General features: G+C 64.2%; 25 protein-coding genes. 11 read left to right on the top strand and 14 right to left on the bottom strand.

What is annotated here, in order from left to right:
- Nucleotides 1-254 precede the first annotated feature (254 nt).
- Nucleotides 255-1,406 (top strand): slipin family protein, encoded by a 1,152-nt coding sequence (locus M2427_RS23545; protein ID WP_280709109.1) that lies wholly within the window; start codon nucleotides 255-257, stop codon nucleotides 1,404-1,406.
- Nucleotides 1,407-1,568: 162 nt separating this feature from the next.
- Nucleotides 1,569-2,315 carry a signal peptidase I gene (gene lepB / locus M2427_RS23540; protein WP_280709107.1) on the top strand — a complete coding sequence of 249 codons (747 nt, stop codon included), beginning with the start codon at nucleotides 1,569-1,571 and terminating at the stop codon, nucleotides 2,313-2,315.
- A gap of 59 nt (nucleotides 2,316-2,374) precedes the next feature.
- On the opposite strand, the gene M2427_RS23535 is transcribed toward lepB, so the two are convergent.
- From M2427_RS23535 to M2427_RS23525, 3 genes are all read right to left on the bottom strand, one after another.
- The gene (locus tag M2427_RS23535; protein WP_280709106.1) at nucleotides 2,375-2,662 is read right to left on the bottom strand and encodes a GIY-YIG nuclease family protein; all 288 of its coding nucleotides are present in this window, start codon (nucleotides 2,660-2,662) and stop codon (nucleotides 2,375-2,377) included.
- A 446-nt stretch (nucleotides 2,663-3,108) separates the two neighbouring features.
- Nucleotides 3,109-4,749, bottom strand: coding sequence for a chaperonin GroEL (gene groL, locus M2427_RS23530; protein WP_071912538.1), 1,641 nt, complete (start codon nucleotides 4,747-4,749; stop codon nucleotides 3,109-3,111).
- Nucleotides 4,750-4,836: 87 nt separating this feature from the next.
- Entirely contained in the window at nucleotides 4,837-5,151 is a 315-nt protein-coding gene (locus M2427_RS23525; protein ID WP_200519935.1) for a co-chaperone GroES, read from the bottom strand.
- A gap of 379 nt (nucleotides 5,152-5,530) precedes the next feature.
- On the opposite strand from M2427_RS23525, the gene M2427_RS23520 reads away from it, so the two are divergent.
- Nucleotides 5,531-5,818 (top strand): usg protein, encoded by a 288-nt coding sequence (locus tag M2427_RS23520; protein WP_280709105.1) that lies wholly within the window; start codon nucleotides 5,531-5,533, stop codon nucleotides 5,816-5,818.
- Nucleotides 5,819-5,997: 179 nt separating this feature from the next.
- The gene (locus tag M2427_RS23515; protein WP_280709104.1) at nucleotides 5,998-6,558 is read left to right on the top strand and encodes a cupin domain-containing protein; all 561 of its coding nucleotides are present in this window, start codon (nucleotides 5,998-6,000) and stop codon (nucleotides 6,556-6,558) included.
- 107 nt (nucleotides 6,559-6,665) lie between these two features.
- On the opposite strand, the gene M2427_RS23510 is transcribed toward M2427_RS23515, so the two are convergent.
- Nucleotides 6,666-7,916 (bottom strand): nucleoside transporter C-terminal domain-containing protein, encoded by a 1,251-nt coding sequence (locus tag M2427_RS23510; RefSeq protein ID WP_280709103.1) that lies wholly within the window; start codon nucleotides 7,914-7,916, stop codon nucleotides 6,666-6,668.
- 158 nt (nucleotides 7,917-8,074) lie between these two features.
- Here M2427_RS23510 and M2427_RS23505 point away from each other — a divergent pair, with 158 nt between their 5' ends.
- Nucleotides 8,075-9,313, top strand: a complete 1,239-nt coding sequence (locus M2427_RS23505) for an MFS transporter (protein WP_280709102.1) — start codon at nucleotides 8,075-8,077, stop codon at nucleotides 9,311-9,313.
- Nucleotides 9,314-9,577: 264 nt separating this feature from the next.
- On the opposite strand, the gene M2427_RS23500 is transcribed toward M2427_RS23505, so the two are convergent.
- The 5 genes from M2427_RS23500 to M2427_RS23480 all read right to left on the bottom strand — a co-directional run bounded on the left by M2427_RS23500 (nucleotide 9,578) and on the right by M2427_RS23480 (nucleotide 14,471).
- Nucleotides 9,578-10,336 carry an SDR family oxidoreductase gene (locus M2427_RS23500; protein WP_280709101.1) on the bottom strand — a complete coding sequence of 253 codons (759 nt, stop codon included), beginning with the start codon at nucleotides 10,334-10,336 and terminating at the stop codon, nucleotides 9,578-9,580.
- Nucleotides 10,337-10,361: 25 nt separating this feature from the next.
- Nucleotides 10,362-11,120: a proteasome-type protease gene (locus tag M2427_RS23495; RefSeq protein ID WP_280709100.1), complete on the bottom strand. Its 759-nt coding sequence runs from the start codon at nucleotides 11,118-11,120 to the stop codon at nucleotides 10,362-10,364.
- 87 nt (nucleotides 11,121-11,207) lie between these two features.
- Nucleotides 11,208-12,056: a transglutaminase family protein gene (locus tag M2427_RS23490; RefSeq protein WP_280709099.1), complete on the bottom strand. Its 849-nt coding sequence runs from the start codon at nucleotides 12,054-12,056 to the stop codon at nucleotides 11,208-11,210.
- 47 nt (nucleotides 12,057-12,103) lie between these two features.
- A complete protein-coding gene (locus tag M2427_RS23485; protein WP_280709097.1) occupies nucleotides 12,104-13,048 on the bottom strand; it encodes an alpha-E domain-containing protein in 945 nt (314 codons plus the stop codon).
- Between the two features lie 4 nt (nucleotides 13,049-13,052).
- Nucleotides 13,053-14,471: a circularly permuted type 2 ATP-grasp protein gene (locus tag M2427_RS23480; protein ID WP_280709096.1), complete on the bottom strand. Its 1,419-nt coding sequence runs from the start codon at nucleotides 14,469-14,471 to the stop codon at nucleotides 13,053-13,055.
- Between the two features lie 277 nt (nucleotides 14,472-14,748).
- Here M2427_RS23480 and M2427_RS23475 point away from each other — a divergent pair, with 277 nt between their 5' ends.
- From M2427_RS23475 to M2427_RS23465, 3 genes are read left to right on the top strand one after another with little or no spacing between them, the layout of a single operon-like run.
- A complete protein-coding gene (locus M2427_RS23475) occupies nucleotides 14,749-15,486 on the top strand; it encodes a molybdopterin-binding protein (protein ID WP_280709094.1) in 738 nt (245 codons plus the stop codon).
- Between the two features lie 39 nt (nucleotides 15,487-15,525).
- Nucleotides 15,526-16,053 carry a xanthine phosphoribosyltransferase gene (gpt, locus tag M2427_RS23470; RefSeq protein ID WP_280709093.1) on the top strand — a complete coding sequence of 176 codons (528 nt, stop codon included), beginning with the start codon at nucleotides 15,526-15,528 and terminating at the stop codon, nucleotides 16,051-16,053.
- 24 nt (nucleotides 16,054-16,077) lie between these two features.
- On the top strand, nucleotides 16,078-16,746 hold the full coding sequence (locus tag M2427_RS23465) for a hypothetical protein (protein ID WP_280709092.1): 669 nt from the start codon (nucleotides 16,078-16,080) through the stop codon (nucleotides 16,744-16,746).
- A gap of 16 nt (nucleotides 16,747-16,762) precedes the next feature.
- On the opposite strand, the gene M2427_RS23460 is transcribed toward M2427_RS23465, so the two are convergent.
- A complete protein-coding gene (locus M2427_RS23460) occupies nucleotides 16,763-17,785 on the bottom strand; it encodes a methionine synthase (RefSeq protein WP_280709090.1) in 1,023 nt (340 codons plus the stop codon).
- A 109-nt stretch (nucleotides 17,786-17,894) separates the two neighbouring features.
- Between M2427_RS23460 and M2427_RS23455 the strand changes: the two genes are divergently transcribed.
- From M2427_RS23455 to M2427_RS23445, 3 genes are all read left to right on the top strand, one after another.
- Complete coding sequence (locus tag M2427_RS23455) at nucleotides 17,895-18,596, top strand: glutathione S-transferase N-terminal domain-containing protein (RefSeq protein WP_280709089.1); 702 nt, start codon at nucleotides 17,895-17,897, stop codon at nucleotides 18,594-18,596.
- Nucleotides 18,597-18,732: 136 nt separating this feature from the next.
- Nucleotides 18,733-19,341 (top strand): 2-hydroxychromene-2-carboxylate isomerase, encoded by a 609-nt coding sequence (locus M2427_RS23450; protein WP_280709088.1) that lies wholly within the window; start codon nucleotides 18,733-18,735, stop codon nucleotides 19,339-19,341.
- Nucleotides 19,341-20,318 (top strand): NADPH:quinone oxidoreductase family protein, encoded by a 978-nt coding sequence (locus M2427_RS23445; RefSeq protein WP_280709087.1) that lies wholly within the window; start codon nucleotides 19,341-19,343, stop codon nucleotides 20,316-20,318. Before M2427_RS23450 ends, M2427_RS23445 begins: the two co-directional genes overlap by 1 nt.
- A gap of 118 nt (nucleotides 20,319-20,436) precedes the next feature.
- Here the strand turns inward: M2427_RS23445 and M2427_RS23440 are convergent, their stop codons facing one another.
- The 4 genes from M2427_RS23440 to M2427_RS23425 form a co-directional block, all read right to left on the bottom strand.
- Nucleotides 20,437-21,327 carry a crotonase/enoyl-CoA hydratase family protein gene (locus M2427_RS23440; RefSeq protein ID WP_280709086.1) on the bottom strand — a complete coding sequence of 297 codons (891 nt, stop codon included), beginning with the start codon at nucleotides 21,325-21,327 and terminating at the stop codon, nucleotides 20,437-20,439.
- A 137-nt stretch (nucleotides 21,328-21,464) separates the two neighbouring features.
- On the bottom strand, nucleotides 21,465-22,886 hold the full coding sequence (locus M2427_RS23435; RefSeq protein WP_280709085.1) for an amidase: 1,422 nt from the start codon (nucleotides 22,884-22,886) through the stop codon (nucleotides 21,465-21,467).
- A gap of 2 nt (nucleotides 22,887-22,888) precedes the next feature.
- Nucleotides 22,889-24,052 carry a M20 aminoacylase family protein gene (locus M2427_RS23430; RefSeq protein WP_280709084.1) on the bottom strand — a complete coding sequence of 388 codons (1,164 nt, stop codon included), beginning with the start codon at nucleotides 24,050-24,052 and terminating at the stop codon, nucleotides 22,889-22,891.
- A 13-nt stretch (nucleotides 24,053-24,065) separates the two neighbouring features.
- Nucleotides 24,066-25,571 (bottom strand): M81 family metallopeptidase, encoded by a 1,506-nt coding sequence (locus tag M2427_RS23425; protein ID WP_280709083.1) that lies wholly within the window; start codon nucleotides 25,569-25,571, stop codon nucleotides 24,066-24,068.
- Nucleotides 25,572-25,842 lie beyond the last annotated feature (271 nt).

Raw genomic sequence — 25,842 nt, 5'->3', positions numbered from 1 at the left:
AGGCTTTCCGTCCGAACTTAAGACACTGTGAGACCGGCTTTGCGCCGCGGGTCGATACCGCTTGCGCCGATGCCGGGTGGCTCCGCACGGCCGCGCGACTTGTGTCGCGCGATCGCGCGCGTGCGCCCGTCATCACGCAAGCTCAAGCCCCGGTCCGCCGATCCCTGCAGGAAGCGTCGTCCGCGTCCTCAATTCCTTTGAATTGAAACATGCTGCGCGACCCACGGGCCGGCAGCAAATGATGGAGACGTGCCATGACGTGGCATTTGCTGACGACGACTGTGATTGTGAAGGACGGTGAGCGCGCGCTACTGACGCGAAACGGCCAGCTCGAGCGTGTGCTCGCGCCTGGTCGGCACCGGATGTACGATCTGCGCAACGAGCTGACGGCCACCGTGTACAACGTCGTGGGGACCGAATTCCCCACCGATCGCTACGCGGTGCTGAAGGCCGCGCGTCCTGATCTCGCCGCCGAGCTGTTCGAGGCGGTGGAGACGAAGGCGGATGAGATCGCCATCGTCAGCCTCGACGGCCGGCCCGTGCATCTGATGACGCCCTGGCAGGTGCGCGTCTACTGGAAGGTTGCAACCCGCATCGATGTCGAGCGCATCGATGTGTCTGTTGATCCCAAGATCGGCGCGCGGCACCTCGGCATGATCGAGCGCAACCGTTCGGCCGTGTCGTCCGAGACGGTGGTCGAGAACCACGAGGCGGGCCTGCTCTACGTTGAGGGCCGGCTCGTCGAGCGGCTCGCGCCTGGCCGTCACGCCTTCTGGACCGTCGGCCGCAAGATCGAGGTGAAGCGCCTCGACCTGCGGCCCCAGGCGGTCGAGATCACCGCGCAGGAGATGCTGACCAAGGATCGCATCGCGCTGCGGGTGACGCTGACGGCGTTCCGCCGGGTGGTCGATCCCGAGCGCACGGTGGCGACCGTGCCCGACGTGGATGCGTGGCTGTATCGTTTGGTGCAGTTCGCGATCCGCGAGGCGGTTGCGGGCCGGACGCTGGACGAGGTGCTGTCCGCCAAGGCGGCGCTGGATGCGGAGCTGCGCGACTATGTGCGTGCACGCGTCGCGGAGTCGGGTGTCGAGGTCACCGAGCTCGGCGTCAAGGACGTGATCCTGCCCGGCGAGATCCGGGAGCTGGTGAACAAGGTGGTGGAGGCGGAGCGGGTCGCGAAGGCGAACCTGATCCGCCGGCAGGAGGAGACGGCGGCAACGCGGTCGCTCCTGAACACCGCTCGCCTGATGGAGGAGAACCCCCTGCTGCTTCGGCTCAAGGAGCTGGAGTCGCTGGAGCGGCTGGTCGAGAAGGTCGGCCGCATCGATCTCCACGCCGGCAACGGCGAGGGCCTCGATGCTCTCCTGACCCGGCTCGTGCGCCTGAAGGCGCCTGAGAGTGCATAAACGGAAGGGCCGCCCAAGGGCGGCCCTTCATGCATCGTCATATTGTCGTCGTCATGAACGCAGCGGCGCGTCTGCGCGACCAAGATCATCAGATGCATCGGGATTGCACATGCCGTCGCTTGCGCTACTCTCGGCGCACAACCTTGTCGGGCAGGGCAGGCCATGACCACGCTTCAGGACACTATGCGGCCGCGGGCCAGATCCAGCGATTGGAGGGTGATCGTCGTCCTGATCCTGCTCGTTCCCGTGCTGTGGTCGCCGGTGATCCTGTTTCGCTACGTGCTGTTTCAGCCGTTCAACATTCCGTCCGGCTCGATGGCCCCGACGCTGGTCGTCGGCGACTACGTCTTCGCCGCCAAATATGCCTACGGTTACGGCCGCTATTCGTTTCCCTTCGCACCGTCGTTCGTCTCGGGCCGCTTCCGCGCCGCTGACCCCGCATACGGCGACGTCGTCGTGTTCCGAACGCCGAAGGATACCTCGACCGATTATGTGAAGCGCGTGGTCGGGTTGCCCGGCGATCGCATCCAGATGAGGCAAGGCCAGCTCTTCCTCAACGACATCCCGGTGACGCGCGTTGCGCTGAAGGAGGTGTCCGCCGGCTCCGCCTGCGGCGGCGAGGTCGGTGCAAGGGTCAAGCGCTGGCGCGAGACGATGCCGAACGGGGTGAGCTACACGACGTACGACTGCGTCGACAACGGCTATGTCGACAACACCGAAGTCTACACCGTACCGCCAGGCCATTTCTTCGCGATGGGCGACAACCGCGACAACTCGACCGACAGCCGCTTCAAGTCGGTGATGGGCTACATCCCGATGGACAATCTCGTCGGCAAGGTCACGCGGATCTTCTGGTCACTCGATTCCAGAGGCGAGCTGCGCGCGGAGCGGCTGGGGAAGGTGGGGTAGAGGCTGTCATTCCGGGGCGGCGCGAAGCGCCGAGCCCGGAATCCATCGGTCCGCAAAGGTCAGACCGTAATTTCCGGATACAGATCAATCCATTCAGGATTCTTCTCTTCTATGAGCCGGATTTTCCATTCCCTCCGCCACTTCTTCAATTCCTTCTCGCGAGTGATCGCAGCGACGGGATCGTCGTAAATCTCGTACCAAACCAACCGATCGACAGAGTATCGTTTGCTGAACCCTGCCACGACTTTGCTTTTATGTTCGAAAGTGCGGCGAATGATATCGTTCGTCACGCCGAGATAGAGCGTGCCGTATTTCTTGCTGGCGAGGAGGTAGACGTAATAGGCCATGCGCAAGTGGTGAAATGGATTCTCAGGTGCGCAATTGCGCACCGTAGCTCGGCGCTTTGCGCCGCCCCGGAATGACTGAGTATAACGATGCCATCTTTGCGTGTGTTTGTAAAATAACTCGCGGTGGCGGTGGGCTGCTCTGTCACTCCTGTCATTCCGGGGCGCGCGGAGCGCGAGCCCGGAATCCATTCATCAACATACGCAGCGTGTTGCCTGGTTGGGACGGTCCCACGCCGGGCGCCAAGCCGCGCAATGGATTCTCAGGTGCGCTATTGCGCACCACAGCTCGCGCCCAAGAGGGCGCGCCCCGGAATGACGGGTAGAGTGAATGTCCCCCCAAAACAAAAACCCCGGCATCGCTGCCGGGGTTTCGCATTTGTGGAGCGAGATCCCGGATCTGCGGTGCACCGCTGCGCGCTGCACCGCGTCCGGGACGACTTCGTCGCTCAGAAGTCCATGCCGCCCATGCCGCCGCCCGGGGGCATTGCGGGGCCGGCGCCGCCCTTCTTGGGCAGCTCGGCGACCATGGCTTCCGTGGTGATCAGCAGCGCCGCAACCGAAGCTGCGTTCTGGATCGCGGTACGGACCACCTTGGTTGGGTCGATGATGCCCTTGGTGACGAGGTTGACGTATTCGCCGGTCTGGGAGTCGAAGCCGTAAGCGTAGGTCTTGTTCTCCAGGATCTTGCCGACGATCACCGAGCCGTCTTCACCGGCGTTGATCGCGATCTGGCGAGCGGGAGCCGACAGCGCCTTGCGCACGATCTCGACGCCGGTCTTCTGGTCGTCGTTCTTGGTACGCAGGCCCTTGAGCTGCTCGGAAGCACGGAGCAGGGCGACGCCGCCGCCCGGGACGATGCCTTCCTCGACAGCCGCGCGGGTCGCATGCATCGCGTCATCAACGCGATCCTTGCGTTCCTTCACCTCGACCTCGGTCGCGCCGCCGACGCGGATCACCGCGACGCCGCCAGCGAGCTTGGCGAGACGCTCCTGGAGCTTCTCACGGTCGTAGTCCGAGGTGGTTTCCTCGATCTGCGCCTTGATCTGGGCCACGCGCGCCTCGATGTCGGCCTTCTTGCCGGCGCCGTTGACGATCGTGGTGTTCTCCTTGTCGATCATCACCTTCTTGGCGCGACCGAGCATGTTGAGCGTGACGTTCTCGAGCTTGATGCCGAGATCTTCCGAGATCGCCTGGCCGCCGGTCAGGATCGCGATGTCCTGCAGCATGGCTTTGCGGCGATCGCCGAAGCCCGGAGCCTTGACGGCCGCGACCTTCAGGCCGCCGCGCAGACGGTTCACGACCAGGGTCGCGAGCGCCTCGCCTTCGACGTCCTCGGCGACGATGACCAGCGGCTTGCCGGTCTGCACCACGGCCTCGAGCAGCGGCAGCAGCTCGTTCAGCGAGGAGAGCTTCTTCTCGTTGATGAGGATGTAGGCGTCGTCCATCTCAACGCGCATCTTGTCGGCGTTGGTGACGAAGTAGGGCGAGATGTAGCCGCGATCGAACTGCATGCCCTCGACGACGTCGAGCTCGGTCTCGAGCGACTTGGCTTCCTCGACGGTGATGACACCCTCGTTGCCGACCTTCTTCATGGCGTCGGAGAGGAACTTGCCGATCTCGGCATCGCCGTTGGCGGAGATGGTGCCGACCTGGGCGATCTCGTCGTTCGAGGTGACCTTCTTCGAGTTCTTGACGAGGTCAGCGACCACGGCTTCCACCGCGAGGTCGATACCACGCTTGAGGTCCATCGGGTTCATGCCGGCGGCAACCGACTTGGCGCCTTCACGGACGATCGCAGCCGCGAGCACGGTGGCGGTGGTGGTGCCATCGCCAGCCGCGTCAGCGGACTTGGAGGCGACTTCGCGCACCATCTGCGCGCCCATGTTCTCGAACTTGTCGTCGAGCTCGATCTCCTTGGCGACGGTGACGCCGTCCTTGGTGATGCGGGGAGCGCCGAACGACTTGTCGAGCACGACATTGCGGCCCTTCGGGCCGAGCGTGACCTTCACCGCGTTGGCGAGGATGTCGACGCCACGCAGCATCTTGTCGCGCGCGTCCACGCCGAATTTGACTTCTTTAGCTGACATATTTGTTTTCCCTGAGTTGATCTTGGTGTCTCACCCTGCGAGAGGCGCCAGCAGGCGCTCCTCAGGGTGAGCGTGTGCGGCGATGGCTTAAGCCGCCTTCTTCTTGGCAGCGGGGACGTCGAGAACGCCCATGATGTCGCTTTCCTTCATGATCAGCAGATCGACGTTGTCGATCTTGACCTCGGTGCCGGACCACTTGCCGAACAGCACGCGGTCGCCGACCTTCAGGTCGATCGGGATCAGCTTGCCGGCTTCGTCGCGGCCACCGGGGCCGACGGCGACGACTTCGCCCTGCGAGGGCTTTTCCTTGGCCGTGTCGGGGATGATGATGCCGCCAGCGGTCTTCTCTTCTGCGTCGATGCGCTTGACCACGACGCGGTCGTGAAGCGGACGGAATTTCATGCAGCTCTCCTAAGCATTTGCTCGGGTTGATGATTTCAGATTGTTAGCAGTCGCCCCTCGCGAGTGCCAGTGGGGGCAAAGCTGAGATAAGCCAGGAACATTGCGGGGGCAAGGGCTTCTAGCAGAAAAATCAGCACTCGAAACCGCGGTCTGCCAAATTCTCTCGACGATCGTTAACCCACGGTGCGGACCGTATTAGCACGGAGCCACCTCTGCTGCTAAAGCATTGAATTTCAACAGCTTGTTAAACTTTTGGGCTTGAGATGGATTGTCAGTTTGCGTCACATTTCTCTCATGTGAGCGCATCTCCATCGGGTGGCTCGTAAGCTGCGTACCCGGAAAGCCACCCCCTGAATGCGCTCCTGCAAAGGAGGTTGGCATGGGACTGCGGGTTGGGGGCGTTTCCGAGGATTTCCGGAAGCAGATGCTGGGTTACGGGCTGACGACGGCGCAAATTCTCTACCGGATGCCGGATCACCCGTCGTTGCTCCAGACTTATGTCTGGCAGGACTACGACATGTTTCCGAAATTCCCGGCGCTGAAGGATTTCCTGGCGTTCTGGCAGCAGAAGCTCGATGGCCCGCTGCATTCGGTGACGGTGGCACATTCCAAGCTGATCAAGCCGGCCGAGCTGCGCGCCGTGGACGGCGTGTTCAGGCTGCATTGACGGTGCGTAGGGTGGATTAGCCCCGCGGATTGCGCGAAGCGCAAACCGCTCGGCGTAATCCACCTCTTTGCTCGCTGCTCGGTAAGAGAGAAATGGTGGATTACGCCTTCGGCTAATCCACCCTACGGCATCGCGTTTCTGTGCTAGCCTCTCCGCATAACAACAGGGAGGCCGGCTCCATGGCCAAGAAAACAAAATCGAAAGCCAGCAAGACAACAAAATCGCGCAGCGCAGCCCAGACCGCAGTGAAGAAGCGGAGCGGCGCCAAGGCGGCAACACGTTCCTCCGCACGCAAGGCCGTGAAGTCGAAAGCCCGCACGACGGCCAAGACCTCTCCGAAAAAGCCCGCGCGCCCCAAGCAGCGCATCGCCATCAGCCATCACCGCGAGGAAGATTTCAAAGCCGACGGCCTGCGCGCCTACGCCAAATACCGCGACCTCGGCATTGCCGCCGCAAGCCACGGCCTCGCGCAAGCCCACGTCATCCGCTTGCAAGGCCCCTGCGATCCGGCCGAGGTGTCGAAGCTGCACCTCCACCACGTCGACTTCCAGATGGTCTACGTCCTCAAGGGCTGGGTGAAGACCTACATGGACGGGCAGGGCGAGACGCTGATGCTGGAAGGCAGCGCCTGGACCCAGCCGCCGAAGATCAAGCACATGATCCTGGATTATTCGGACGACGTCGAGCTGCTGGAAGTGATTTTGCCTGCGGAGTTCAGGACGGTGGAGTTGAAGGCGTAGGCTCTCTCCACGTCATTGCGAGGAGCTCTTGCGACGAAGCAATCCAGACTGCTTCTGCGGATGCATTTCTGGATTGCTTCGCTGCGCTCGCAATGACGGCACCGCCATCACGTCAACGCACCCACCACCGCTCCCATCAAACATGTCGTCAGCGTCCCCGACACGATCGACTTCAATCCGAGCGCATTGATCTCCTCGCGCCGATCCGGCGCCATCACCCCTAAGCCGCCGATCATGATGCCGAGGCTGGCGAAGTTGGCGAAGCCGCACATCGCATAGAGCATGATCAGGCGCGAGCGCGGATCGAGCGTACCTGGCGGCAGCCTTGAAAAATCGACATAAGCGACGAGTTCGTTGAGCACGGTCTTGGTGCCCATCAGGCTGCCGGCGGTGATCGCCTGGTCCCAGGGCAGTCCCATCAGCCAGCACACCGGCGCCATGATCAATCCCAGCACACGTTGCAGCGAGATCGCGGCGCCGCCAACGTTCGGCAGCAGGCCGAGCACCGCATTGGCGAGATAGACCAGCGCCACCAGCACCAGGAGCATCGCGATGATGTTGATCAAGAGCTCGATCCCCGCGCCCGTGCCTTTGACGATCGCGTCCATCGTGCCGGAGACTTCCATCTCCGGATCCTCCAACGCACCACCGGTGCGCTTGTCGGAGGTTTCGGGGATCATGATCAGGCTGACGAGGATCGCGGCCGGCGCGCCGAGCACGGAAGCGATGACGAAATGCGCGGCTGCATCTGGAATAAGAGGAGCGAGCAGCGTCGCATAGAGCACCAGCACCGTGCCGGCGATGCCGGCCATGCCGCCCGTCATCACCAGGAACAATTCGCTGCGCGACATCTGCGTGAGGTAAGGCCGCACGAACAGCGGCGCCTCGACCATGCCGAGGAAGATGTTGGCCGCGGTCGAGAGCCCGACCGCACCGCCGACCCCGAGCGTGCGCTCGAGCAGCCAGGCCATGCCGCGCACGATTGGCGGCAGCACGCGCCAATAGAACAAGAGCGTCGTCAGCACGCTCATCACCAGCACGATCGGCAGCGCCTGGAACGCCAGGATGAAATCGGCGCCCGGTACCTTCAGCTCGAAGGGCAGGGTGCCGCCGCCGACATAGCCGAACACGAAGGAGGAGCCGGCGCGCGAGGCCGCCGAGATGGCGCCGACCGCGTCGTTGATGGCGCCGAAGGCATGCGCCACCAAAGGCACCTTCAGCAGCACGATCGCGGTGACGAAGGTGACGACAAGGCCGATCAGCGCCTGGCGCAAGGAGACCGCGCGGCGATTCTCCGCCAGCGCGAAGGCGATCAGCAGCAATGCGAAAACGCCGAGTGTCGATTGCAGCCGCAGCATGATGTCCCCAAAGCCCCAAGGATTATGGCCGCGGGTGCGTTGCAAACGCAATGCCGGAAGCGCCCCGGCATCGCCCGCTGTTGACATCCGGGCCCGCCTCAGCCACGCGGGGCCTATCGATATCAGGGGCGGACCATCCGAGCGTGACCGAACAGGCGATGCCAGACGAGCCAGTTTCACTGAACCAGCCGATCACCGCCGGCGAGCTCCTCCGCCATCGCGCCTTCCTGTTCTTCCTGCTCTCGCGCAGCCTGTCGCGCTTCGCCACCCAGATCGGCGCCGTCGCCATCGGCTGGCAGGTGTACGATCTGACCGGCAGCGCGTTCGATCTCGGCATGATTGGCCTCGTGCAATTCCTGCCGACGGCGCTGCTGCTGTTCGTCGCCGGGCATGCGGCGGACCGCTACGAACGCAAACGCGTCGTGCAGATCTGCGAGGTGGTCGAAGGCCTGACAGCATTGTTTCTCGCCTGGGGCGCGTTTGCCGGTTGGCTCACGGTGACGCACATCTTCATTGCGACCTTCGTGCTCGGGATCGTCGGCGCATTCGAAAGCCCGGCATTGGCGGCGCTGTTGCCCTTGATCGCGCCGCAGGGCTCGCTGCAGCGCGCGACCGCGATATCGAGCGGGGCGGCGCAGGTTGCCACCATCACCGGTCCCGCCATCGGCGGGCTTGCCTACGCCATCGCACCAAGTGCGGCCTACGGGATCACGGGCGCGTTCGCACTGTTCGCCGCGGCGTGCATCGGGGTGGTCCGCCTGACGCAGACCGCCGCGCGCAGGGACGCCGCGACGCCAGACGATCTGTTTGCCGGCGTCCGGTTCGTCCGCAACAATCCGGCGATCCTGGGCACGATCTCGCTCGACCTGTTCGCCGTGCTGCTCGGCGGCGCCACCGCGCTGCTGCCGATCTACGCGCGCGATATTCTGCAGACTGGCCCGCTCGGCCTCGGCATCCTGCGCGCCGCGCCGGCGGTCGGTGCGCTGCTGATGACCATGGTGTTGGCGCGCCATTCGATCGCGCGGCATGTGGGCTTGCGCATGTTTCAGGCGGTGATCGTGTTCGGCATCGCCACCATCGTGTTCGCGCTGTCGTCGTGGATGTGGCTGTCGGTACTGTCGCTCGCCGTTCTCGGTGCCGCCGACACCATCAGCGTCGTGATCCGCTTCTCGCTGGTGCAGCTCGCCACCCCCGACGAGATGCGCGGCCGCGTCGGCGCGGTGAATTTCCTCTTCATCAATGCCTCGAACCAGCTCGGCCAGTTCGAGAGCGGCGTCACGGCTGCGTTGTTCGGGGCGATGCCGGCAGCCGTGCTGGGTGGCGTTTGCACGGTCGCGGTGGCGCTGCTGTGGATGAAGCTGTTTCCCAGCCTGCGGCGGGTGGAGAGCCTGGAGTAGGGCCGAGGTCTCGTGTCCCGGACGCGGCGCAGCGCGCAAGCGGTGCGCCGCTGAGCCGGGACCCACGTCGCCGCAAGTGACGCAGGAGCGGGATGGGCCCCGGCTCAGCAGCGCGTCATTGCATGCCGCGCTGCGTCCGGGGCACGAGTCTTGCGCTCGAAATGTCGATTGTTGAAGCAGCGCGGCACTTTAGCTGACGTTACCCCCCGCAGTAGTCGCCTCTTGACGGCTACTGTGCATGGGGTTGTTTTCGCAGTTTTCCGCTCAGCCGCGTCCGACGAACGGCATCTTCGTCGCCATGACAGTCATCGTCAGCACGTTGGCATCGAGCGGCAGGCCGGCCATGTAGGCCACCGCATCGCCGACGGCCTTCGCATCCATGCGCGGCTCGTGCTTGGTGGTGCCGTCGGGCTGCAGCACGCCGGGGCCGTTGACCATCCGGTCGGTCATTGGCGTCGCCGCATTGCCGATATCGACCTGGCCGACCGCGATGTCGTACATGCGGCCGTCGAGGTTGCTGGCCTTGGTCAGGCCGGTGATGGCGTGCTTGGTCGAGGTGTAGGCCGCCGAGAACGGCCGCGGCGCGTGCGCCGAGATCGAGCCGTTGTTGATGATGCGGCCGCCGCGCGGGCTCTGGTCCTTCATGATGCGGAAGGCGTGCTGGGTGCACAGGAACGGGCCGGTGAGGTTGGTGTTCACCACCGCCTGCCACTGCTCGAGGCTGAGGTCCTCGAAGTTGACCGCGGGCGCGCCCATGCCGGCATTGTTGAAGAGCACGTCGAGCCGGCCATAGGTCGCCTTCACCTTGTCGAACAGCGCGGCGATGGAGTCCGGCTTGGTCATGTCGGCAGTGACGCACAGGCTCTTGCCGGCGGGGCCGAGCTTGGCGGTCTCTTCGAGCATGTCGAGCCGGCGGCCTGCGAGCACCACGGTGAAGCCGGTGTTCATCAGCGCCAGTGCCGCGGCGCGTCCGACCCCCGTGCCGGCGCCCGTCACCACTGCGATCTTTTTTGCTTCACTCATCGTTTCCTGCCTTTTCTTTGAGTTGTCAGGTTTTTGGTTCTTTATCGTTCTTGTAGGGCGGCCGCGGAATGTTCTGATGCGCGGCGCGCAAGGCCGCCGACCAGCGCGAGCGCAGATCGTGGAAATAGGGCTCGCCCGCCTCGATGCGGTGGTTGAGGTCGGCATCGCAGGCGTCCGAGCGCACCACCAGCACGTCGATGGGAAGGCCGACGCCGAGGTTCGAGCGCATCGTCGAGTCCATCGAGATCAGCCCGGTCTTCAGCGCCTCGTAGAGTTCGACGTCGTAATGCATGGCACGGTCGAGCACTGGCTTGCCGTATTTGTGCTCGCCGATCTGCAGGTAGGGCGTGTCGGTCGTGCACTCGATGAAATTGCCGGCGGTGTAGACCATGAACAGGCGCATGCGCGCGCCCTTGATCTGGCCGCCGAACAGGAAGGAGACGTCAAAGGACACATCCTCCGACTTCAGCGCCGGGCCCTCGGTCGCATGCACCGCCCGGATCGCCCGGCCGATGCGCTGGGCGGCCTGGAACATGGTCGGCGCGTTCATCAGCGTCTCGATCTCGCCCGTGTTCGGATCCTCCAGGCCCTCGGTGAGGGTGGAGAGCACCGACTGGCTGATGGCAAGATTGCCGGCGCTGGCAATCGCCATGATGCGGTCGCCGGGCTTGGAGAAGATGTGCAGCTTGCGGAAGGTCGAGACGTTGTCGAGGCCGGCATTGGTGCGAGTATCGGCGATCATCACCAGACCGTCCCGAACCAGGATTCCGCAGCAATAGGTCATTTCCAGTCCCCGAACGCGTTTGCGCGGAAGTACTAACCAATTTTGGGGGCCGGTCCAACCCCCGTTTCCCAGGGGGCGGTGAGCCGATCAGCTCTGTCGCTGCGATTGTGATTGCGACTGTCCGCCGCGGCCGGCCTGTTCGACCTTCACGGCAACCGTCAGCGTCTCCGAGCCGCCGCCATAGCGGGTGCCGCGCACGGGCGCTGCGCCGAGATAGTCGAGCCCGATCGCCACGCGGACATGGGCATCGGTCGTGCAGATGCTGTTGGCGGGATCGAAGCCGACCCAGCCGAGATCGGGGACATAGGCTTCAGCCCAGGCGTGGCCTGCGTCCTGATGCACGGTGCCGTCGGAGCGCAGAAAATGGCCGGAGACGAAGCGCGCCGGCACGCCGCCGGTGCGGGCGCAGGCGATGAAGATGTGCGCGTAGTCCTGGCAGACGCCGCGCTTGAGTGTGAACGCCTCAGAGGCCGACGTGCCGCTGTTGGTCGGGTCCTCGTCGAAGGTCATGTGATCGCTGATCTCGCTCATCAGCGTATGCAGGAAGCCGAGCGTGTCGCTCTCGGCCTCGCTGCGCAACTGACGTGCGACCGCCGTCATCGCCGGATTGACGGTCGTGAGGTCGGTGGTGCGCAGGAACATGTCGGCGGGAAAGCGCTCATCGGCGCCGCGGAGCACGCCGCCGGTATCGTGCGTCTCGATCAGCCCTTCGGTGGTGATCTTGATATCGCTGACGGGGCCGCAGGACAGCACATGGGTGACATTGCCGAAGGCGTCTTCGTGCATGTCGAGCTTGGTGTCGGTCGAGACGTCGATCTGCCATTCCGCCACATATTGCCCGTCGTGGCTGCACGGCGTCATGCGCAGGATCTGGATCACGCTCGTCGCCGCCGGCTCGTAGCGATAGGTCGTCGTGTGCTGGATTCGCAGGCGCATGGTGTTTTGATTCCGTCGTTCCGGACGCTCCGGAACGACTGCGTGTATCAGATCAAATACTGCTTCGTGATGATTTCGCCCAGCCTGGAATTGTCAGCGATGAATTCCTGAATGAATTCATGCACGCCGTGCTGGAAAATGTCGTTCATGTTGCTGTGTTCCAGCCGGTTGCGGATGCCGCGGGCGTGGCGCTGGGCCGGGCCCTGGCGGCCATAGGCGACGCCGATCTGGTCGAGATTGCGCACGAGGTTGTCGTAACAGCTCGCCAGCGAGCGCGGCAGCGTGCCGTTGAGGATCAGCAAATCCGCCACCAGCCACGGCTTCAGCGTTTCGCGGTAGACCCAGTGATAGGCTGTCAGCGCCGACACCGAGCGCAGGATCGAGCTCCACTGATAGAAGTCGAGCGGACCGCCGACATGCTCTTCCTCGGGCAGCAGCACGTGATACTTCACGTCGAGGATGCGCGCGGTGTTGTCGGCGCGCTCGAGATGCAGGCCGAGGCGCGAGAACCAGTAGGCGTCGTTGCGCAGCATGGTCCGGTAGGCCGAGCCGTCGAAGCGCAGCGAGGTTTCCTGCACGAAACGTAGGAACTTTGCGAGGTCCTCGCGCGTCGAGGTGCCCTTGCTCCAGACCGCCTGGAGCTCGATCCAGGCCGAGTTGATGGTGTCCCACATCTCGCTGGTCAATGCTGTGCGCACCGAGCGCGAGTTCAGCCGTGCCGCCTCGATGCAATTCCGGATCGAGGACGGGTTGTCGGCCGCGAACGAGAGGTAATCGACGACGTTGTGCTCGTTGGCTTCCTCGTGGGTCTGATAGAAGCTTTCGGCGACGCCTGCGGTGAGCAGCGCCGAGTCCCATTCATTGGTCTTGCCGATATAGGTGGCGGGAAGCGCGGTGACGCGCAGCGTCGCATCGATAGTGCGCGCGAGATATTCGGCCCGTTCGACGTAGCGGGCGAGCCAGTAGAGGTTTTCGGCGGTACGCGACAGCATCTCTCTACTCGTCCAAAATCCAGGTGTCTTTGGTGCCGCCGCCCTGGCTTGAATTCACCACGAGCGAGCCTTCCTTCAGGGCAACACGCGTCAGCCCGCCCGGCACGATGGTCGTCGTCTTGCTGCCGGTGAGCACGAAGGGGCGAAGATCGACATGGCGTGGGGCCAAGCCTGAAGCCGTGCAGGTCGGGCAGGTCGAGAGCGCCAGCGTCGGCTGTGCGATGAAACCTTCCGGCTCGCGCTTGAGCTTCTCGCGGAAGGCTTCGATGGTGGCCTTGGTCGCAGCGGGGCCGATCAGCATGCCGTAGCCGCCGGAGCCGTGGACTTCCTTGACGACGAGATCGCCGAGATGGTCGAGCACATAAGCCAGATCCTTCGGCTCGCGGCAGCGCCAGGTCTGCACGTTCTTCAGGATCGGCTCCTCGCCGAGGTAGAATTTCACGATCTCCGGCATGTAGGAGTAGATCGCCTTGTCATCGGCGATGCCGGTGCCGACGGCGTTGGCGAGCGTGATGTTGCCGGCGGCATAGGCCGACATCAGCCCGGGCACGCCGAGCGCCGAGTCGGGCCGGAAGGTGAGGGGATCGAGAAAATCGTCGTCGACGCGGCGATAGATCACGTCGACCCGCTTCACCCCTTCCGTCGTGCGCATGAACACTTCGTTGTTCTTGACGATGAGGTCGCGACCCTCGACGAGCTCGATGCCGAGCTTGTCGGCGAGGAAGGAGTGCTCGTAATAGGCGGAGTTGTAGACGCCCGGTGTGAGCAGGGCGACGGTCGGCTCGCCCGAGGCGCTCTGCGGCGCGACCGAGCGAAGCGCCGACAGCAGTTCGTCCGGATAGCGCTCGACCGGAGCCACCCTGTGGCGGGCGAACAGATCCGGAAATAGCCGCATCATGATTTCGCGGTTTTCCAGCATGTAGGACACGCCGGATGGCGTGCGCGCATTGTCCTCCAGCACGATGAAGTCGTTGGCATCGACCCTGATGATATCGATGCCGGCGATGTGCACGTAGACGTCGTGCGGCACCTGCTGGCCATTCATCTCGGGACGGAAGACCGGGTTCTGGAAGATCAGATCGTCAGGCACGATCTCGGCGCGAAGAATGTCGCGGCCGTGATAGATGTCGCGCAGGAACATGTTCAGCGCCTTGACGCGCTGCTTCAGCCCCTTTTCCAGCAGGGTCCATTCCTTGCCCGAGATGATCCGCGGGATCACGTCGAACGGGATCAGGCGCTCGGTGGATTCGGAGTCTCCATAAACCGCAAAGGTAATGCCGATGCGGCGGAACAGGAGCTCGGCCTCCTGGCGGCGATATTCGAGCGCCTCGGGAGGCGTCTCCTTGAGCCAGCGCGCCAGCTCCTGGTAGGCGGGGCGAAGGTCCCCGCCGGGAATATTCATTTCGTCAAACGCGACTGCCATAGATCCCGACTTGTCTCCGCAAGGCGTTGCGCCAATGGACAGGTCGTCAGGCCTTGGTGAAGACCGCAACGTCCTGGCCATGCGGCAAGAGTGCATGACTTTGAGGAGGTAGCAAGGGCCGGGCCAGCGCTATAAGCATTGAGAAGGGGCATTTGCCGGGGACAGCCGGAGGCTTGCCTGAAAAAATGGCTGAGGACTGCTTATTTCGGCAGCAAAACCACGTGACTTCAACGCGTTACCTCGGCAAAGTCGGGACCAGAGGTGAGGGACTTAAGGTATGAGCGAGATCGTCACGGCAGGCATTCTGGTCATCGGGGATGAAATCCTGTCCGGCCGGACCAAGGACAAGAATATCGGCTTCATCGCCGAATACCTGACCAATATCGGCATCGACCTGAAGGAAGTGCGGGTCGTCTCCGACGACGAGGCCGACATCATCGCCGCGTTGGATGCACTGCGGCATCGCTATGCTTATGTGTTCACCACCGGCGGCATCGGGCCGACCCATGACGACATCACCGCGGACAGCGTTGCCAAGGCGTTCGGCGTCGGCATCGACCATCACCCCGAGGTGGTCGCGCGCTTCAAGGAGCGCTGGAGCGGGCAGGACCTCAACGAGGCGCGCCTGCGCATGGCGCGAATCCCCGATGGCGCCGAGTTGATCCAGAGCGCGACCATCCTTGCCCCCGGCTTCAAGATCGGCAATGTCATCGTCATGGCCGGTGTGCCCTCGATCATGCAGGCGATGATGGACATCGTCTCGCCCAAGCTGAAGTCGGGCGTGCGCATGCTGTCCGAATCGGTCCGCGCCAACGCGCGGGAAGGTGACATCGGCAGTCCCTTGCGGGCGATCGCCGCCGCGCACCCCGACACCATCATCGGCAGCTATCCGTTCATGGACGAGGACTCGAAGCCGAACACCAATCTGGTGGTGCGCTCGCGCGATGCGGATAAGCTCGCAGCCGCGATGGCAGCGGTGAAGGAAATGCTGGCGGGATTGAACATCACCCGGTAGCAAATGGAGCTGCCGGCAAGACGAATGCAGGAGACGACGATGGCTGGTGATGCACCGGAACTGAGCGCGCAGGAGCGGGCGGGCAGGCCCTTTCCGGTGTCGTGGGACCAGTTCCACCGGGATTGCCGGGCGCTGACCTGGCGGCTCAACGAGGTCGGTCCATTTCACGCTGTGATCGCGATCACCCGCGGCGGCCTGGTGCCGGCCGCGATCGTGGCGCGCGAGCTCGGCTTGCGCGTGATCGATACGGTCTGCATCGCCAGCTACGACCATGACAAGCAGGGCGAGCTCCAGGTCCTGAAGGGCATTTCTGAACAGGCCATGAAGCTCGGCGGCGGCACCGGCAAAGGGCTCCTGATCGTCGACGATCTCGTCGACACCGGCAAGACCGGCAAGCTGGTGCGCGAGATGCTGCCCGATGCGCATTTCGCCACCGTCTACGCCAAGCCGAAGGGCCGTCCGCTGGTCGACACCTTCATCACGGAAGTGTCGCAGGATACGTGGATCTTCTTCCCCTGGGACACCGCGCTGTCCTACCACCCGCCGCTCCGCGACGGCGCGGCGTGAGCGAAAGCGAGTGGCGAGTAGCGAATGGCAAGTAGCGATTCCTCCACTCGCAATTCGCTATTCGTCACTCGCCCGCTGCAAAACCGCGTCACTCCGACCGGCGAGATCATCGCCACCTCCCATCGCGGGATGTTCACGGGCAATCGCGGCATCATCCACGATCCCGCGACGAAGACGCTGCTGAAGAAGCGCTGGTCGTCGCCGGCGTGGCTCACCTGCACCTGCGAATTCCGCGGCCGTCGCCGCGAGGTGATGGCGCAGCAAAGCTGGACCGAGCTGTTCTTTCTCGATGAGGCGACGGCGCTCGCCGCCGGCCATCGTCCCTGCTTCTACTGCCGCCGCGACGATGCCAATCGCTTCCGTGCCGCTTGGGAAAAGGGCAACCGCGTGCACGACGTCCGTATGCACGATATCGACACCGTGCTGCACCACGAGCGGCTCGACCACGGCAAGAAGCGGCTGCACTTGCTGCTCGTGCCGCTCGATCAGCTGCCCGATGGCGCGATGCTGCAGCAGGGCGAGGAGAGCTACCTTCTCACGCAGGGCAGCGCGCTGAAGTGGTCGCCGGCGGGATACACTGCTGCGGAACAGGTCCCCAACGACGCAATGCTGCTCACGCCGCCGTCGACACTCCGCACGCTGCATGCCGGTTATCGGCCGGTGCTGCACCCCTCCGCGCAGGCGCAGGCCTAGCGTCGAATCCTCGTCATCACCCCAGCTTCTCGCGCGCCAGCGCGGCGCCGGCGCCGAGCGCCATCAGCTTGGCTTCGGCGATCTCGCGGCGCATCGGCGCCATGCCGCAATTGGTGGTGGCGATGATATTGCTCTTGGGCACGAATTTCGACACCGCGTCGATCGCCTTCACGACGTCCTCGGCGGTTTCGACCGTGTCGCTGGCGACGTCGATCACACCGGCCTGCACGATCTTGTTCTTCAAGAGCGCGAGCAGATCGAGCGGGACCTTCGAATTGCGGCATTCGATCGCAACCTGCTGGATCGGGCTGGCATCGATTGTCGGAAAAATCTGCTCATACTGGCGCCACTGCGCGCCGAGCGTCTCCTTCCAGTCGGTGTTGGCCTTGATGCCGTAGCCGTAGCAGATGTGGACGGCAGTGGTGCAGGTGAGGCCTTGTGCCGCGCGCTCCAGCGCCTTGATGCCCCAGTCGTTGACCTCGTCCATGTAGACGTTGAAAGCCGGCTCATCGAATTGCACGAGATCGACGCCGTCGGCCTGCAACGCCTTGGCTTCTTCGTTCAAAAGCTCGGCGAAGGCGAAGGCCATCTTGACGCGGTCGCCATAGTAACGGTCCGCAATGGTGTCGATGATGGTCATCGGGCCGGGCAGGGTGAATTTCAGCTTCTTCTTCGTGTGCGTGCGCGCGACGCGTGCCTCAAAATCGTGGACGCGCCCCTTCAGCCGCAGCGGCGCGACCACCTGCGGGACCATCGCCTTGTAGCGATCTTTCCGGATGCCCATCTCGACCTTATGGGCGAAGTCGATGCCCTCGATCTTCTCGAGAAAACCGTGCACGAAATGTTGCCGGGCCTGCTCGCCCTCGGTGACGATGTCGATGCCGGCGTCCTCCTGGATCTTCAGCCAGATCAGCGTCGCGTCGCGCTTGGCACGCAGCAGCTCGTCTCCTCCAGACTTCCAGGGCGCCCAGAGCATGTTGGGCTCGGCCAGCCATTCCGGCTTCGGCAAGGAGCCGGCGATCGTGGTTGGAAACAGCATGGGTCCCTCCCGGCGGGTTGTGATTGCGCCACTGTCTGCCATGTCTTAACGTCGAGGTACAGAACAACAAAAGTCGCCCTCTATTCCAGCGGCGACGGCAGGGAAGGCGATGATCGACCTCCATTACGCGCCGACGCCGAACGGCTGGAAAATCTCGATCATGCTGGAGGAGCTGGGGCTTCCCTACACCGTGAAGCCCGTCAACATCCGCGCCGGCGAACAGTTTGCGCCTGAGTTTCTGGCGATCTCGCCCAACAACCGCATTCCCGCGATCGTCGATCACGAGCCTGCCGACGGCGGCCCGCCGTTTTCGGTGTTCGAGACCGGCGCGATTCTGATCTATCTGGCGGAGAAGACCGGCCGTTTTCTCTCGGCTGACTTGCGGGGCCGCTCGACCACGATCCAATGGGTGATGTGGCAGATGGCGGGGCTCGGCCCGATGCTGGGCCAGCACGGCCATTTCGCGCTCTATGCGGCGGAGAAGATTCCCTACGCGATCGAGCGCTACCGCGACGAGGCGGCGCGGCTCTATGGCGTGCTCGACCGTCAGCTCGCCAAGACCGGCGCCTATGTCGCCGGCGATTATTCCATTGCCGACATCGCCTGCTTCCCCTGGATCATGACCCACAAGGCGCAGGGCTTTACGCTCGACGACTATCCGAGCGTCAAACGCTGGTACGCCGAGGTGCGCGCCAGGCCGCAGGTGCAGGCGGGGCTTGCGATCGGAAAATTCGTGAAAGAGCCGTTCGACGAGGAATCACGCAAGATCATGTTCGGACAGCGGGCTAAGGAAGTGTTGGGAAGGAAGTGACGGCCACGGCCGTCATTCCGGGGCGCGCGTAGCGCGAGCCCGGAATCCATCGGGCCGCAGAACGAGAGGCGAAATGGATTCCGGGCCTGCGCCTTGCGGCGCATCCCGGAATGACAGACAGACACAAGGAACCACCATGATCGAATTCTTCTTCGACTGTTCCAGCCCCTGGACCTATCTCGCCTTCCACAACATCCAGCCGCTGGCGAAAGAGCTCGGCGCCGAGATCACCTGGCGACCGATCCTGGTCGGCGGCATCTTCAACACCGTCAACCCGAGCGTCTACGCCCAGCGCGAGAAGCCGGTGCCGCTGAAGGCGCGCTACATGAAGAAGGACCTCCAGGACTGGGCGCGCTCGGCGGGGCTATCGATCAAGATGCCGCCGACGGTGTTTCCGGTGAACAGCGTCAAGGCGATGCGCGGCTGCATCTGGCTCGGTCAGGACATGGTGCCGTTCGCGACATCAGTGTTCGAGGCCTATTGGGGTGACGACAAGGATATTTCGCAGGATGCGGTGCTCGCCGAGATCTGCAAGAAGGTCGGCATCGACGAGCAGAAGTTCTTTGCGGGCATCTCGGAGCAGGCGATCAAGGATCAGCTCAAGACCAATACGGAAGAAGTCGTGGCCCGCGGTGGCTTCGGCTCGCCGACGATCTTCGTGAACAAGACCGACATGTACTTTGGCAACGACCGCCTGCCGCTGATCCGCGAAGCGCTCAAGCGCAGCAAGGCGAGCGCGGCCTGATGGTCCGGGCTGTCGTCTGCCGCGCGCTCGGCGCGCCAGAAACGCTGCGGCTGGAAGAGTTTCCCTCGCGCGCCCTGAAGCCGGGCGAGGTGCGCGTTGCGATCCGCGCCGCCGGGCTGAATTTTCCTGACGTGCTGATGGCGGCCGGCGAATATCAGCTCAAGCCCGAGCTGCCGTTCACGCCGGGCGTGGAGGCTGCCGGCGATGTCACCGAAGTTGGTGCGGAGGTGAAGGGCGTTTCCGTCGGCGACAAGGTCATCGTCAAGATGCGCCACGGTGCTTTCACGGACGAAGCGGTGGTGACGCCGGCGCAACTCACGCCGATGCCCTCGACATTCGACTATGCAGAGGCTGCGACCTATCTCGCCGGCCACGGCACGGCCTATCACGCGCTGATCGATCGCGGTCGGGTCGAACCGGGCGAGGTGCTGCTCGTGCACGGTGCTGGCGGCGGTGTCGGCCTCGCGGCCGTCGAGATCGGCAAGATGCTGGGGGCGACAGTGATTGCGACGGCCTCCAGCGACGAGAAGCTTGCGATCGCAAAATCGCGCGGCGCCGATCATCTCGTGCGCTACGACCGCGAGCCGTTTCGCGACGCGGTCAAGCGCATCACCGATGGACGCGGCGCCGACGTCGTTTTCGATCCCGTCGGCGGCGAGGTGTTCGAGAGCTCGATGCGCTGCATTGCCTGGGGCGCGCGCCTCTTGGTGATCGGTTTTACAGGCGGCATCGGCTCGGCCAAGACCAACCTGCTGCTGATCAAGGGCGCCAGCGTGCTCGGTGTGCGCGCGGGCGAGGCGGTGCGGAAGAACCCCGCGCTCGGTGAGGTCCGCCTGAAGGCGCTGCTCGCATGGGCGGAGGAGGGCAAGTTGCGACCGAACATCTCGCATCGCCTGCCGCTGGAAGATTTTGCCAAGGCGATGCGGCTGTTGCTCGATCGCAAGGCAATCGGGCGCGTGGCGCTGGTGATGCGGTAGTTCTCACCAATGTCATTCCGGGGCGCCCGAAGGGCGAACCCGGAATCTCGAGATCCTCAGGTGCGCAAGTGCGCACCGTAGTTCGATGCTTCGCATCGCCCCGGGATGACGCTTCGCGTCACTTATACTCCCGCTCCGTCCACCACGGGAAATAATCCGGCATATCGCTGGACACCTTGTTCTTGAACTGTGCCGGGCGCTTCTCCAGGAACGAGACCACGCCTTCCCTAACGTCCTCCGAGCGGCCGCGGGCATAGATGCCGCGGCTGTCGACCTTGTGGGCCTCCATCGGGTCATCAGCGCCCATCATGCGCCACATCATCTGGCGGATCAGCGCCACCGATACTGGGGCGGTCTTGGCCGCGAATTCCTTCGCGAGCGCGCGGGCGGTCGGCAGCAGGTCATCTGGCGGCACGACCTTGCTGACGAGGCGGCCGGCGAGCGCCTCCTGCGCGGGGAAGACGCGGCCGGAATAGCACCATTCCAGCGCCTGCGAGATGCCGACGATGCGCGGCAGGAACCAGCTCGAGGCCGCCTCCGGCACGATGCCGCGCTGGGAGAACACGAAGCCGAAGCGCGCGGCGTCCGAGGCAATACGGATGTCCATCGCCAGCTGCATGGTGACGCCGATGCCGACAGCGGGACCGTTCACTGCGGCGATCACAGGCTTCAGGCATTTGAAAATGCGCAAGGTGACCTGGCCGCCGCCGTCGCGCACCTGCGGATCGCTGTAATCGACCTTGCCGTCGGCAAGGCGCTTCACCGGCCCGCGGCGCGCGTCGCGATCGAAGGTGTCGGCGCCCGATGAGAGATCGGCGCCCGCGCAGAAACCGCGGCCGGCACCGGTGACGATGATGGCGCGGACGTTGTCGTCCTTGTCGGCAGCATCGAACGCGTCGATCAGCTCGGCCTGCATCTGCGCGTTGAAGGCGTTGAGCTTGTCGGGCCGGTTCAGCGTGATGGTGAGGATCTGCTCGGCGACCTCGTATTTGATCGTCTCATACGCCATGTGGTTTCCTTCCTTGTCATTCTTGAATCAATTCTGTCATTGCCGGGCTTGACCCGGCAATCCATCTTTTTTGAAGAGGATGGATGCGCGGGTCGAGCCCGCGCATGACGATTTGTGCTGAGACGCTAGATGCGCGCTTAACGAGCGGGCGGCTTTGGCCAGGGCTTCTGCGCGCCGCGCAGGCCCTCGAACGCCTTGGCGAGACCAAGCACGCCGATATCGTCGAAGCGACGGCCGACGATCTGAACACCAATCGGAAAGCCCGAGCTATCGTAGCCGCCATTGATGGAGACGGCGGGGTTCTCCGACATATTCCACGGCACGGTATAGCAGATGTGCTCGAACGGACGCATCGGATCGTTGGTGGGTGAGGCCCATTCCGCCGCATAGTTCACGTTCGGCGCGGTCGGCGAGATCACATAGTCGAGCTCGCAGAACAGTTTTGACGCCGCCGCGCGGATCGCCATGGTCTGGTTGAAGCCGCGGATCACGTCGACGCCGGACAGCTTCGCACCGGATACCCCCCATTTGAAGATATAGGGCAGCACCTTTGCCTGTTCGGCCGGCGTCAGCTTCGACAGATCGTCCCACATCCGCGCGCGCCAGAAATTGTCGAGACCATCGAGCATCTCGCGCGTGAGGATGCCGTCGATCTCGGTGACGACGCTGCCGGCGGATTCGAATGCCTTTGCAGCCTTCACCGCGACGTCGCGGACCTGTTTTTCCGCGGGCAGGCCGACGCCGGCGTCGAGCATCAGGCCGATCCGCAGCTTGCGCGGAGATTTCTCCAGGCCCTTCCAGTTGAGCGGCTCGGCGGGGAGGCTCATGCCATCGCGCCTGTCGGGCTTGGCGATCACGCTCATCATCAGCGCGCAATCATCGACCGTGCGGGTCATGGGACCTGCGACGCGGCCGACATAGGTGGGATCGATCGGCACGCGGCCGAAGCTCGGCTTCAGGCCGACGAGCCCGCACCAGCCGGCGGGGAGGCGCACCGAACCGCCAATGTCCGTGCCGAGATGTAGCGGACCATAGCCGGCCGCGGCAGCTGCGCCCGCACCCGCGCTGGAGCCGCCGGGATTCTTGGAGAGGTCCCAGGGATTGCGCGCGAGCGCATGGAACGAGGAGAGACCCGAGGACAGCATGCCGTAATCGGGCATGGTGGTCTTGGCGAAGATGATCGCGCCTGCCTCGCGCAGCCGCGCGGCGGGCGGCGCGTCCTTCTCGGCCGGCACCAGCTTGACGCTGGCCGCGCCCAGCGGCACCGGCACGCCCTTGGTCGCGATATTGTCCTTCACCGTGACAGGCACGCCGTCGAGCGGGCCCGATGGCTCGCCGCCGTCCCAGCGCGCGGTCGAGGCCTTTGCGGCCTCGCGCGCGCTGTCAGGGTCAAACGCATAGAGCGCCTTCAGGTGCGGCTCCCACGCAGCGACATGCGTGAGCAAATCTTCCAGCACCTCGCTCGGCGAGAACTGCCTGGCGCGATAGCCCGCGATCAGATCGACCGCGGAGAGATCGTGCAGCGAGGTGACCGCCTCATCGACGCTCTTTTTCTGCATCGCTAGCCGACCGGCATGCGCGTTTCGACGATCCGGGCGAACATGCTGGCGCCGATCGGCAGGATCTTGTCGTCGAGCACGAAGCCGGGATTGTGCACCGGCACCGAGCCGTCATGACCGACCCAGAAATAGGCGCCGGGAATGGTCTCCAGCATGTCGGCGAAATCCTCGCTGCCCATCTTCGGCTGGGTCCGGGTGATCACCTTGGCGGGGTCGACGATGGTGCGCGCGACCTCCTCGACCACCTTGGACTGCTCGACCTGGTTGACCAGCACGTTGAAGGTGTCGCGGATGTCGACGTCGATCACGCATTGATAGGCGCTCGCGATGCCGGCGCAGATGGTGCGGATGCGCTCGCTGACCAGGGTGCGGACTTCCTTCGAGAAGGTGCGGATGGTGCCGCAAAGATGGGCGTCGCCGGGAATGACGTTGTAGGCGGAGCCGGCATGGATCTGGGTGATCGACACGACAGCAGCCTGGAGCGGCTCGACATTGCGGCTGACGATGGTCTGGATCGCCTGCGCCAGCGTGGTCGCGATGATCACCGCGTCCTTGGAGCGCTCGGGCATCGCGCCATGCGCGCCGTAGCCGGTGATGCGCAAGTCGAAGAAGTCGGCGCTGGCCATCGCAGGGCCGGGCAGGATCGCGATCTCGCCGAGGTCGAGGTCGGGCGCGTTGTGCAAGCCGTAGAGTTCGTCGCACGGAAACTTTTCGAACAGGCCGTCCTTGATCATGGCGCGCGCGCCGCCGAGGCCTTCCTCGGCCGGCTGGAAGATCAGGTGCACGGTGCCGTCGAAATTCCGGGTCTCGGCGAGGTAGCGCGCGGTGCCCAGTAGCATGGTGGTGTGGCCGTCATGTCCGCAGCCGTGGAAGCGGCCGGGGATTTTGGAGCTCCATTTCAGATTGGTGTTCTCTTCCATCGGCAGCGCGTCCATGTCGGCGCGAAGTCCGATGCGCTTGCTGCCCGAGCCCTTGCCCTTGATGACGCCGATCACGCCGGTGCCGCCAAGACCGCGATGCACCTCGATGCCCCAGCTCGTCAGCTTGTCGGCAACGATGCCGGAGGTGCGCACTTCCTCGAAGCCGATCTCGGGATGGGCATGGATGTCGCGGCGGATGGCGGTGAGTTCGTCGGCGTAGCCGTCGATGCGATCGATGGTGGGCATAAGTCCTGTCCGGTTAGCGTGAGGGGGGATTGAAAACGGGGCCGTTCGGCTTGATGCGGATGCCCGGCCGCAGGCGCGTCCAGGGCAGTGACGCGGTGTCGGCCGGCATCGCGCCGGGTGCGGCGCAGATCATCAACTTTTCTGCGATCGGCTCGAAATCGGCGCGGAAGTGCACCGAGCTCTTGTTGACCAGAATCTTTTCTTTGGTCGGCTCGATCCCGACATAGCGGTACATCGCCTGGTCGGCGAGCTGCGCCTTGTGCGAGGAGACGACGATTCGGACGTCGCCGATGCGCAAGGCTGCGGACGGGCCCATCTCCATCTCGCGGCCGCCGTAATAGGGGCCCGGCGCGATGAAGCGGCCGTCGGAGAGTTTCTCGACGACGAAGGTCTCAGTATAGGGCTCGTCGCCGGCGATCCCTGATTTGCCGCCGAGCGAGAGCGTGACGGTTGCTCCGACGCCGGCCGCATGCGCGGCCTTGGCCGATTGGGGATCGTAGATCACGCCGGTCGCCGCGCTCGCCTTGTTACGCACCAGCGCGCGCAGCATGCCGGTCGTGTCGGAATCGCCGCCGGCTCCGGGATTGTCCTGGGTATCGGCAATGATGATCGGCTTGCTCGCGCTCTTGGACAGTTCCATGGCGTGACGCACGCCGTCATCGGGCGTCCAGATCTTGCCGTCGAAATCATCTTCGTGGCTTTCGATCAGCTTGACGATCGCATCCGCCGCGCGATCGGCGTCGCCTTGCGTCTTGCCATAGGCGAACACGCTCGGCCCGCAGTCGTGGAAGTCGGCGGCCGGGAAGCCGGGTGCGAAGGACAGTGTCGGAACCGCATCGCTCTCCAGCGCAGCGAGCTGTTCGTAGATGCCTTTGGTCGGGAAGTCGTTGGTGCATTGCCAGCTGATCGCGATCAGGAACGGCAATTGCCGGAAAGACTTTGCGAAGCGTTGCTTCGTGTTCAGCAGCAGCGCGAGGTGCTTGGCCGAGGTACGGCCGGTGTCGGCCATGTCGACATGCGGATAGGTGCGATAGGCGATCAGCGCATCCGCGTGGTCCATCATTGCTGAAGTGACGTTGGCGTGCAGGTCAAGGCTCGCGACCAGCGGAACATCCTTGCCGATGACGCGGCGCACCCGCGCCAGGATCTCGCCTTCGCCGTCATCGAGATGCTCGGTGACCATCGCGCCATGCAGGTCGAGATAGACGGCATCGAGCGGGCCGGCTTCTTTGATGCCGTCGACCATCACCTTCACGATGCGCTCGAAGGCATCCTCCGTGACATGCGCCGACGGGCTTGCGCCGCAGGCGATGGTCGGAACGAGTTCCCAGCCGTTGGCTTCGGCGCTGTCGACAAAGCCGGCGAGGCCGACATTGATGCGCCGCATCACCTTGAGCACGTCAGGCCCTTGCGTCATCGCCGGCCAGCCGCCGCCATGCTGAAAGTCTGCGAACGTCGCCTTCGTCGGAGCGAAGGTATTGGTCTCGTGCAGGAAGCCGCCGACGGCGATACGTGTCATCAATGCAAGTCCGGTCGATCAAGGGTGCGGGACGTTAGCCTTGGCCTTGCGAGGAGAGCAAGGCGGGAAGCAAGCGCGCCATGCATGGCCTCAAGCTGTTTTGGGAATGCTGCGGTGGCCGCTGTGAGCGAATCCGCCAATCATAGTCTCGGTGTGGGGGGGGGGGGGGGGGGGGGGGGGGGGGGGGGCGCGGGCCGCGACCCAAAAGTGGTGTGAGAAAAACGCCGCCCCCACCCCCCCCCCCCCCCCCGCCGGGGCGGGACCCCCCCCG

It is taken from the genome of Bradyrhizobium sp. BR13661 (assembly GCF_029892425.1).
Lineage (GTDB): Bacteria > Pseudomonadota > Alphaproteobacteria > Rhizobiales > Xanthobacteraceae > Bradyrhizobium.
Note: the sequence above shows the minus strand (reverse complement) of the source record. Positions and strands in the feature narration are given on the sequence as shown.

Bases quoted from the DNA above. Each gene is read 5' to 3' on its own strand.
- M2427_RS23535 (WP_280709106.1), bottom strand. From the start codon at position 2,662: ATGGCCTATTACGTCTACCTCCTCGCCAGCAAGAAATACGGCACGCTC.
- M2427_RS23500 (WP_280709101.1), bottom strand. From the start codon at position 10,336: ATGAGTGAAGCAAAAAAGATCGCAGTGGTGACGGGCGCCGGCACGGGG.
- M2427_RS23475 (WP_280709094.1), top strand. From the start codon at position 14,749: ATGAGCGAGATCGTCACGGCAGGCATTCTGGTCATCGGGGATGAAATC.
- M2427_RS23480 (WP_280709096.1), bottom strand. From the start codon at position 14,471: ATGGCAGTCGCGTTTGACGAAATGAATATTCCCGGCGGGGACCTTCGC.
- M2427_RS23435 (WP_280709085.1), bottom strand. From the start codon at position 22,886: ATGCAGAAAAAGAGCGTCGATGAGGCGGTCACCTCGCTGCACGATCTC.
- M2427_RS23490 (WP_280709099.1), bottom strand. From the start codon at position 12,056: ATGCGCCTGCGAATCCAGCACACGACGACCTATCGCTACGAGCCGGCG.
- M2427_RS23430 (WP_280709084.1), bottom strand. From the start codon at position 24,052: ATGCCCACCATCGATCGCATCGACGGCTACGCCGACGAACTCACCGCC.
- M2427_RS23520 (WP_280709105.1), top strand. From the start codon at position 5,531: ATGGGACTGCGGGTTGGGGGCGTTTCCGAGGATTTCCGGAAGCAGATG.
- M2427_RS23495 (WP_280709100.1), bottom strand. From the start codon at position 11,120: ATGACCTATTGCTGCGGAATCCTGGTTCGGGACGGTCTGGTGATGATC.
- M2427_RS23525 (WP_200519935.1), bottom strand. From the start codon at position 5,151: ATGAAATTCCGTCCGCTTCACGACCGCGTCGTGGTCAAGCGCATCGAC.
- M2427_RS23445 (WP_280709087.1), top strand. From the start codon at position 19,341: ATGGTCCGGGCTGTCGTCTGCCGCGCGCTCGGCGCGCCAGAAACGCTG.
- M2427_RS23515 (WP_280709104.1), top strand. From the start codon at position 5,998: ATGGCCAAGAAAACAAAATCGAAAGCCAGCAAGACAACAAAATCGCGC.
- M2427_RS23510 (WP_280709103.1), bottom strand. From the start codon at position 7,916: ATGCTGCGGCTGCAATCGACACTCGGCGTTTTCGCATTGCTGCTGATC.
- gpt (WP_280709093.1), top strand. From the start codon at position 15,526: ATGGCTGGTGATGCACCGGAACTGAGCGCGCAGGAGCGGGCGGGCAGG.
- M2427_RS23465 (WP_280709092.1), top strand. From the start codon at position 16,078: ATGGCAAGTAGCGATTCCTCCACTCGCAATTCGCTATTCGTCACTCGC.
- M2427_RS23455 (WP_280709089.1), top strand. From the start codon at position 17,895: ATGATCGACCTCCATTACGCGCCGACGCCGAACGGCTGGAAAATCTCG.
- M2427_RS23545 (WP_280709109.1), top strand. From the start codon at position 255: ATGACGTGGCATTTGCTGACGACGACTGTGATTGTGAAGGACGGTGAG.
- M2427_RS23440 (WP_280709086.1), bottom strand. From the start codon at position 21,327: ATGGCGTATGAGACGATCAAATACGAGGTCGCCGAGCAGATCCTCACC.
- M2427_RS23485 (WP_280709097.1), bottom strand. From the start codon at position 13,048: ATGCTGTCGCGTACCGCCGAAAACCTCTACTGGCTCGCCCGCTACGTC.
- groL (WP_071912538.1), bottom strand. From the start codon at position 4,749: ATGTCAGCTAAAGAAGTCAAATTCGGCGTGGACGCGCGCGACAAGATG.
- M2427_RS23505 (WP_280709102.1), top strand. From the start codon at position 8,075: ATGCCAGACGAGCCAGTTTCACTGAACCAGCCGATCACCGCCGGCGAG.
- M2427_RS23450 (WP_280709088.1), top strand. From the start codon at position 18,733: ATGATCGAATTCTTCTTCGACTGTTCCAGCCCCTGGACCTATCTCGCC.
- lepB (WP_280709107.1), top strand. From the start codon at position 1,569: ATGACCACGCTTCAGGACACTATGCGGCCGCGGGCCAGATCCAGCGAT.
- M2427_RS23425 (WP_280709083.1), bottom strand. From the start codon at position 25,571: ATGACACGTATCGCCGTCGGCGGCTTCCTGCACGAGACCAATACCTTC.
- M2427_RS23460 (WP_280709090.1), bottom strand. From the start codon at position 17,785: ATGCTGTTTCCAACCACGATCGCCGGCTCCTTGCCGAAGCCGGAATGG.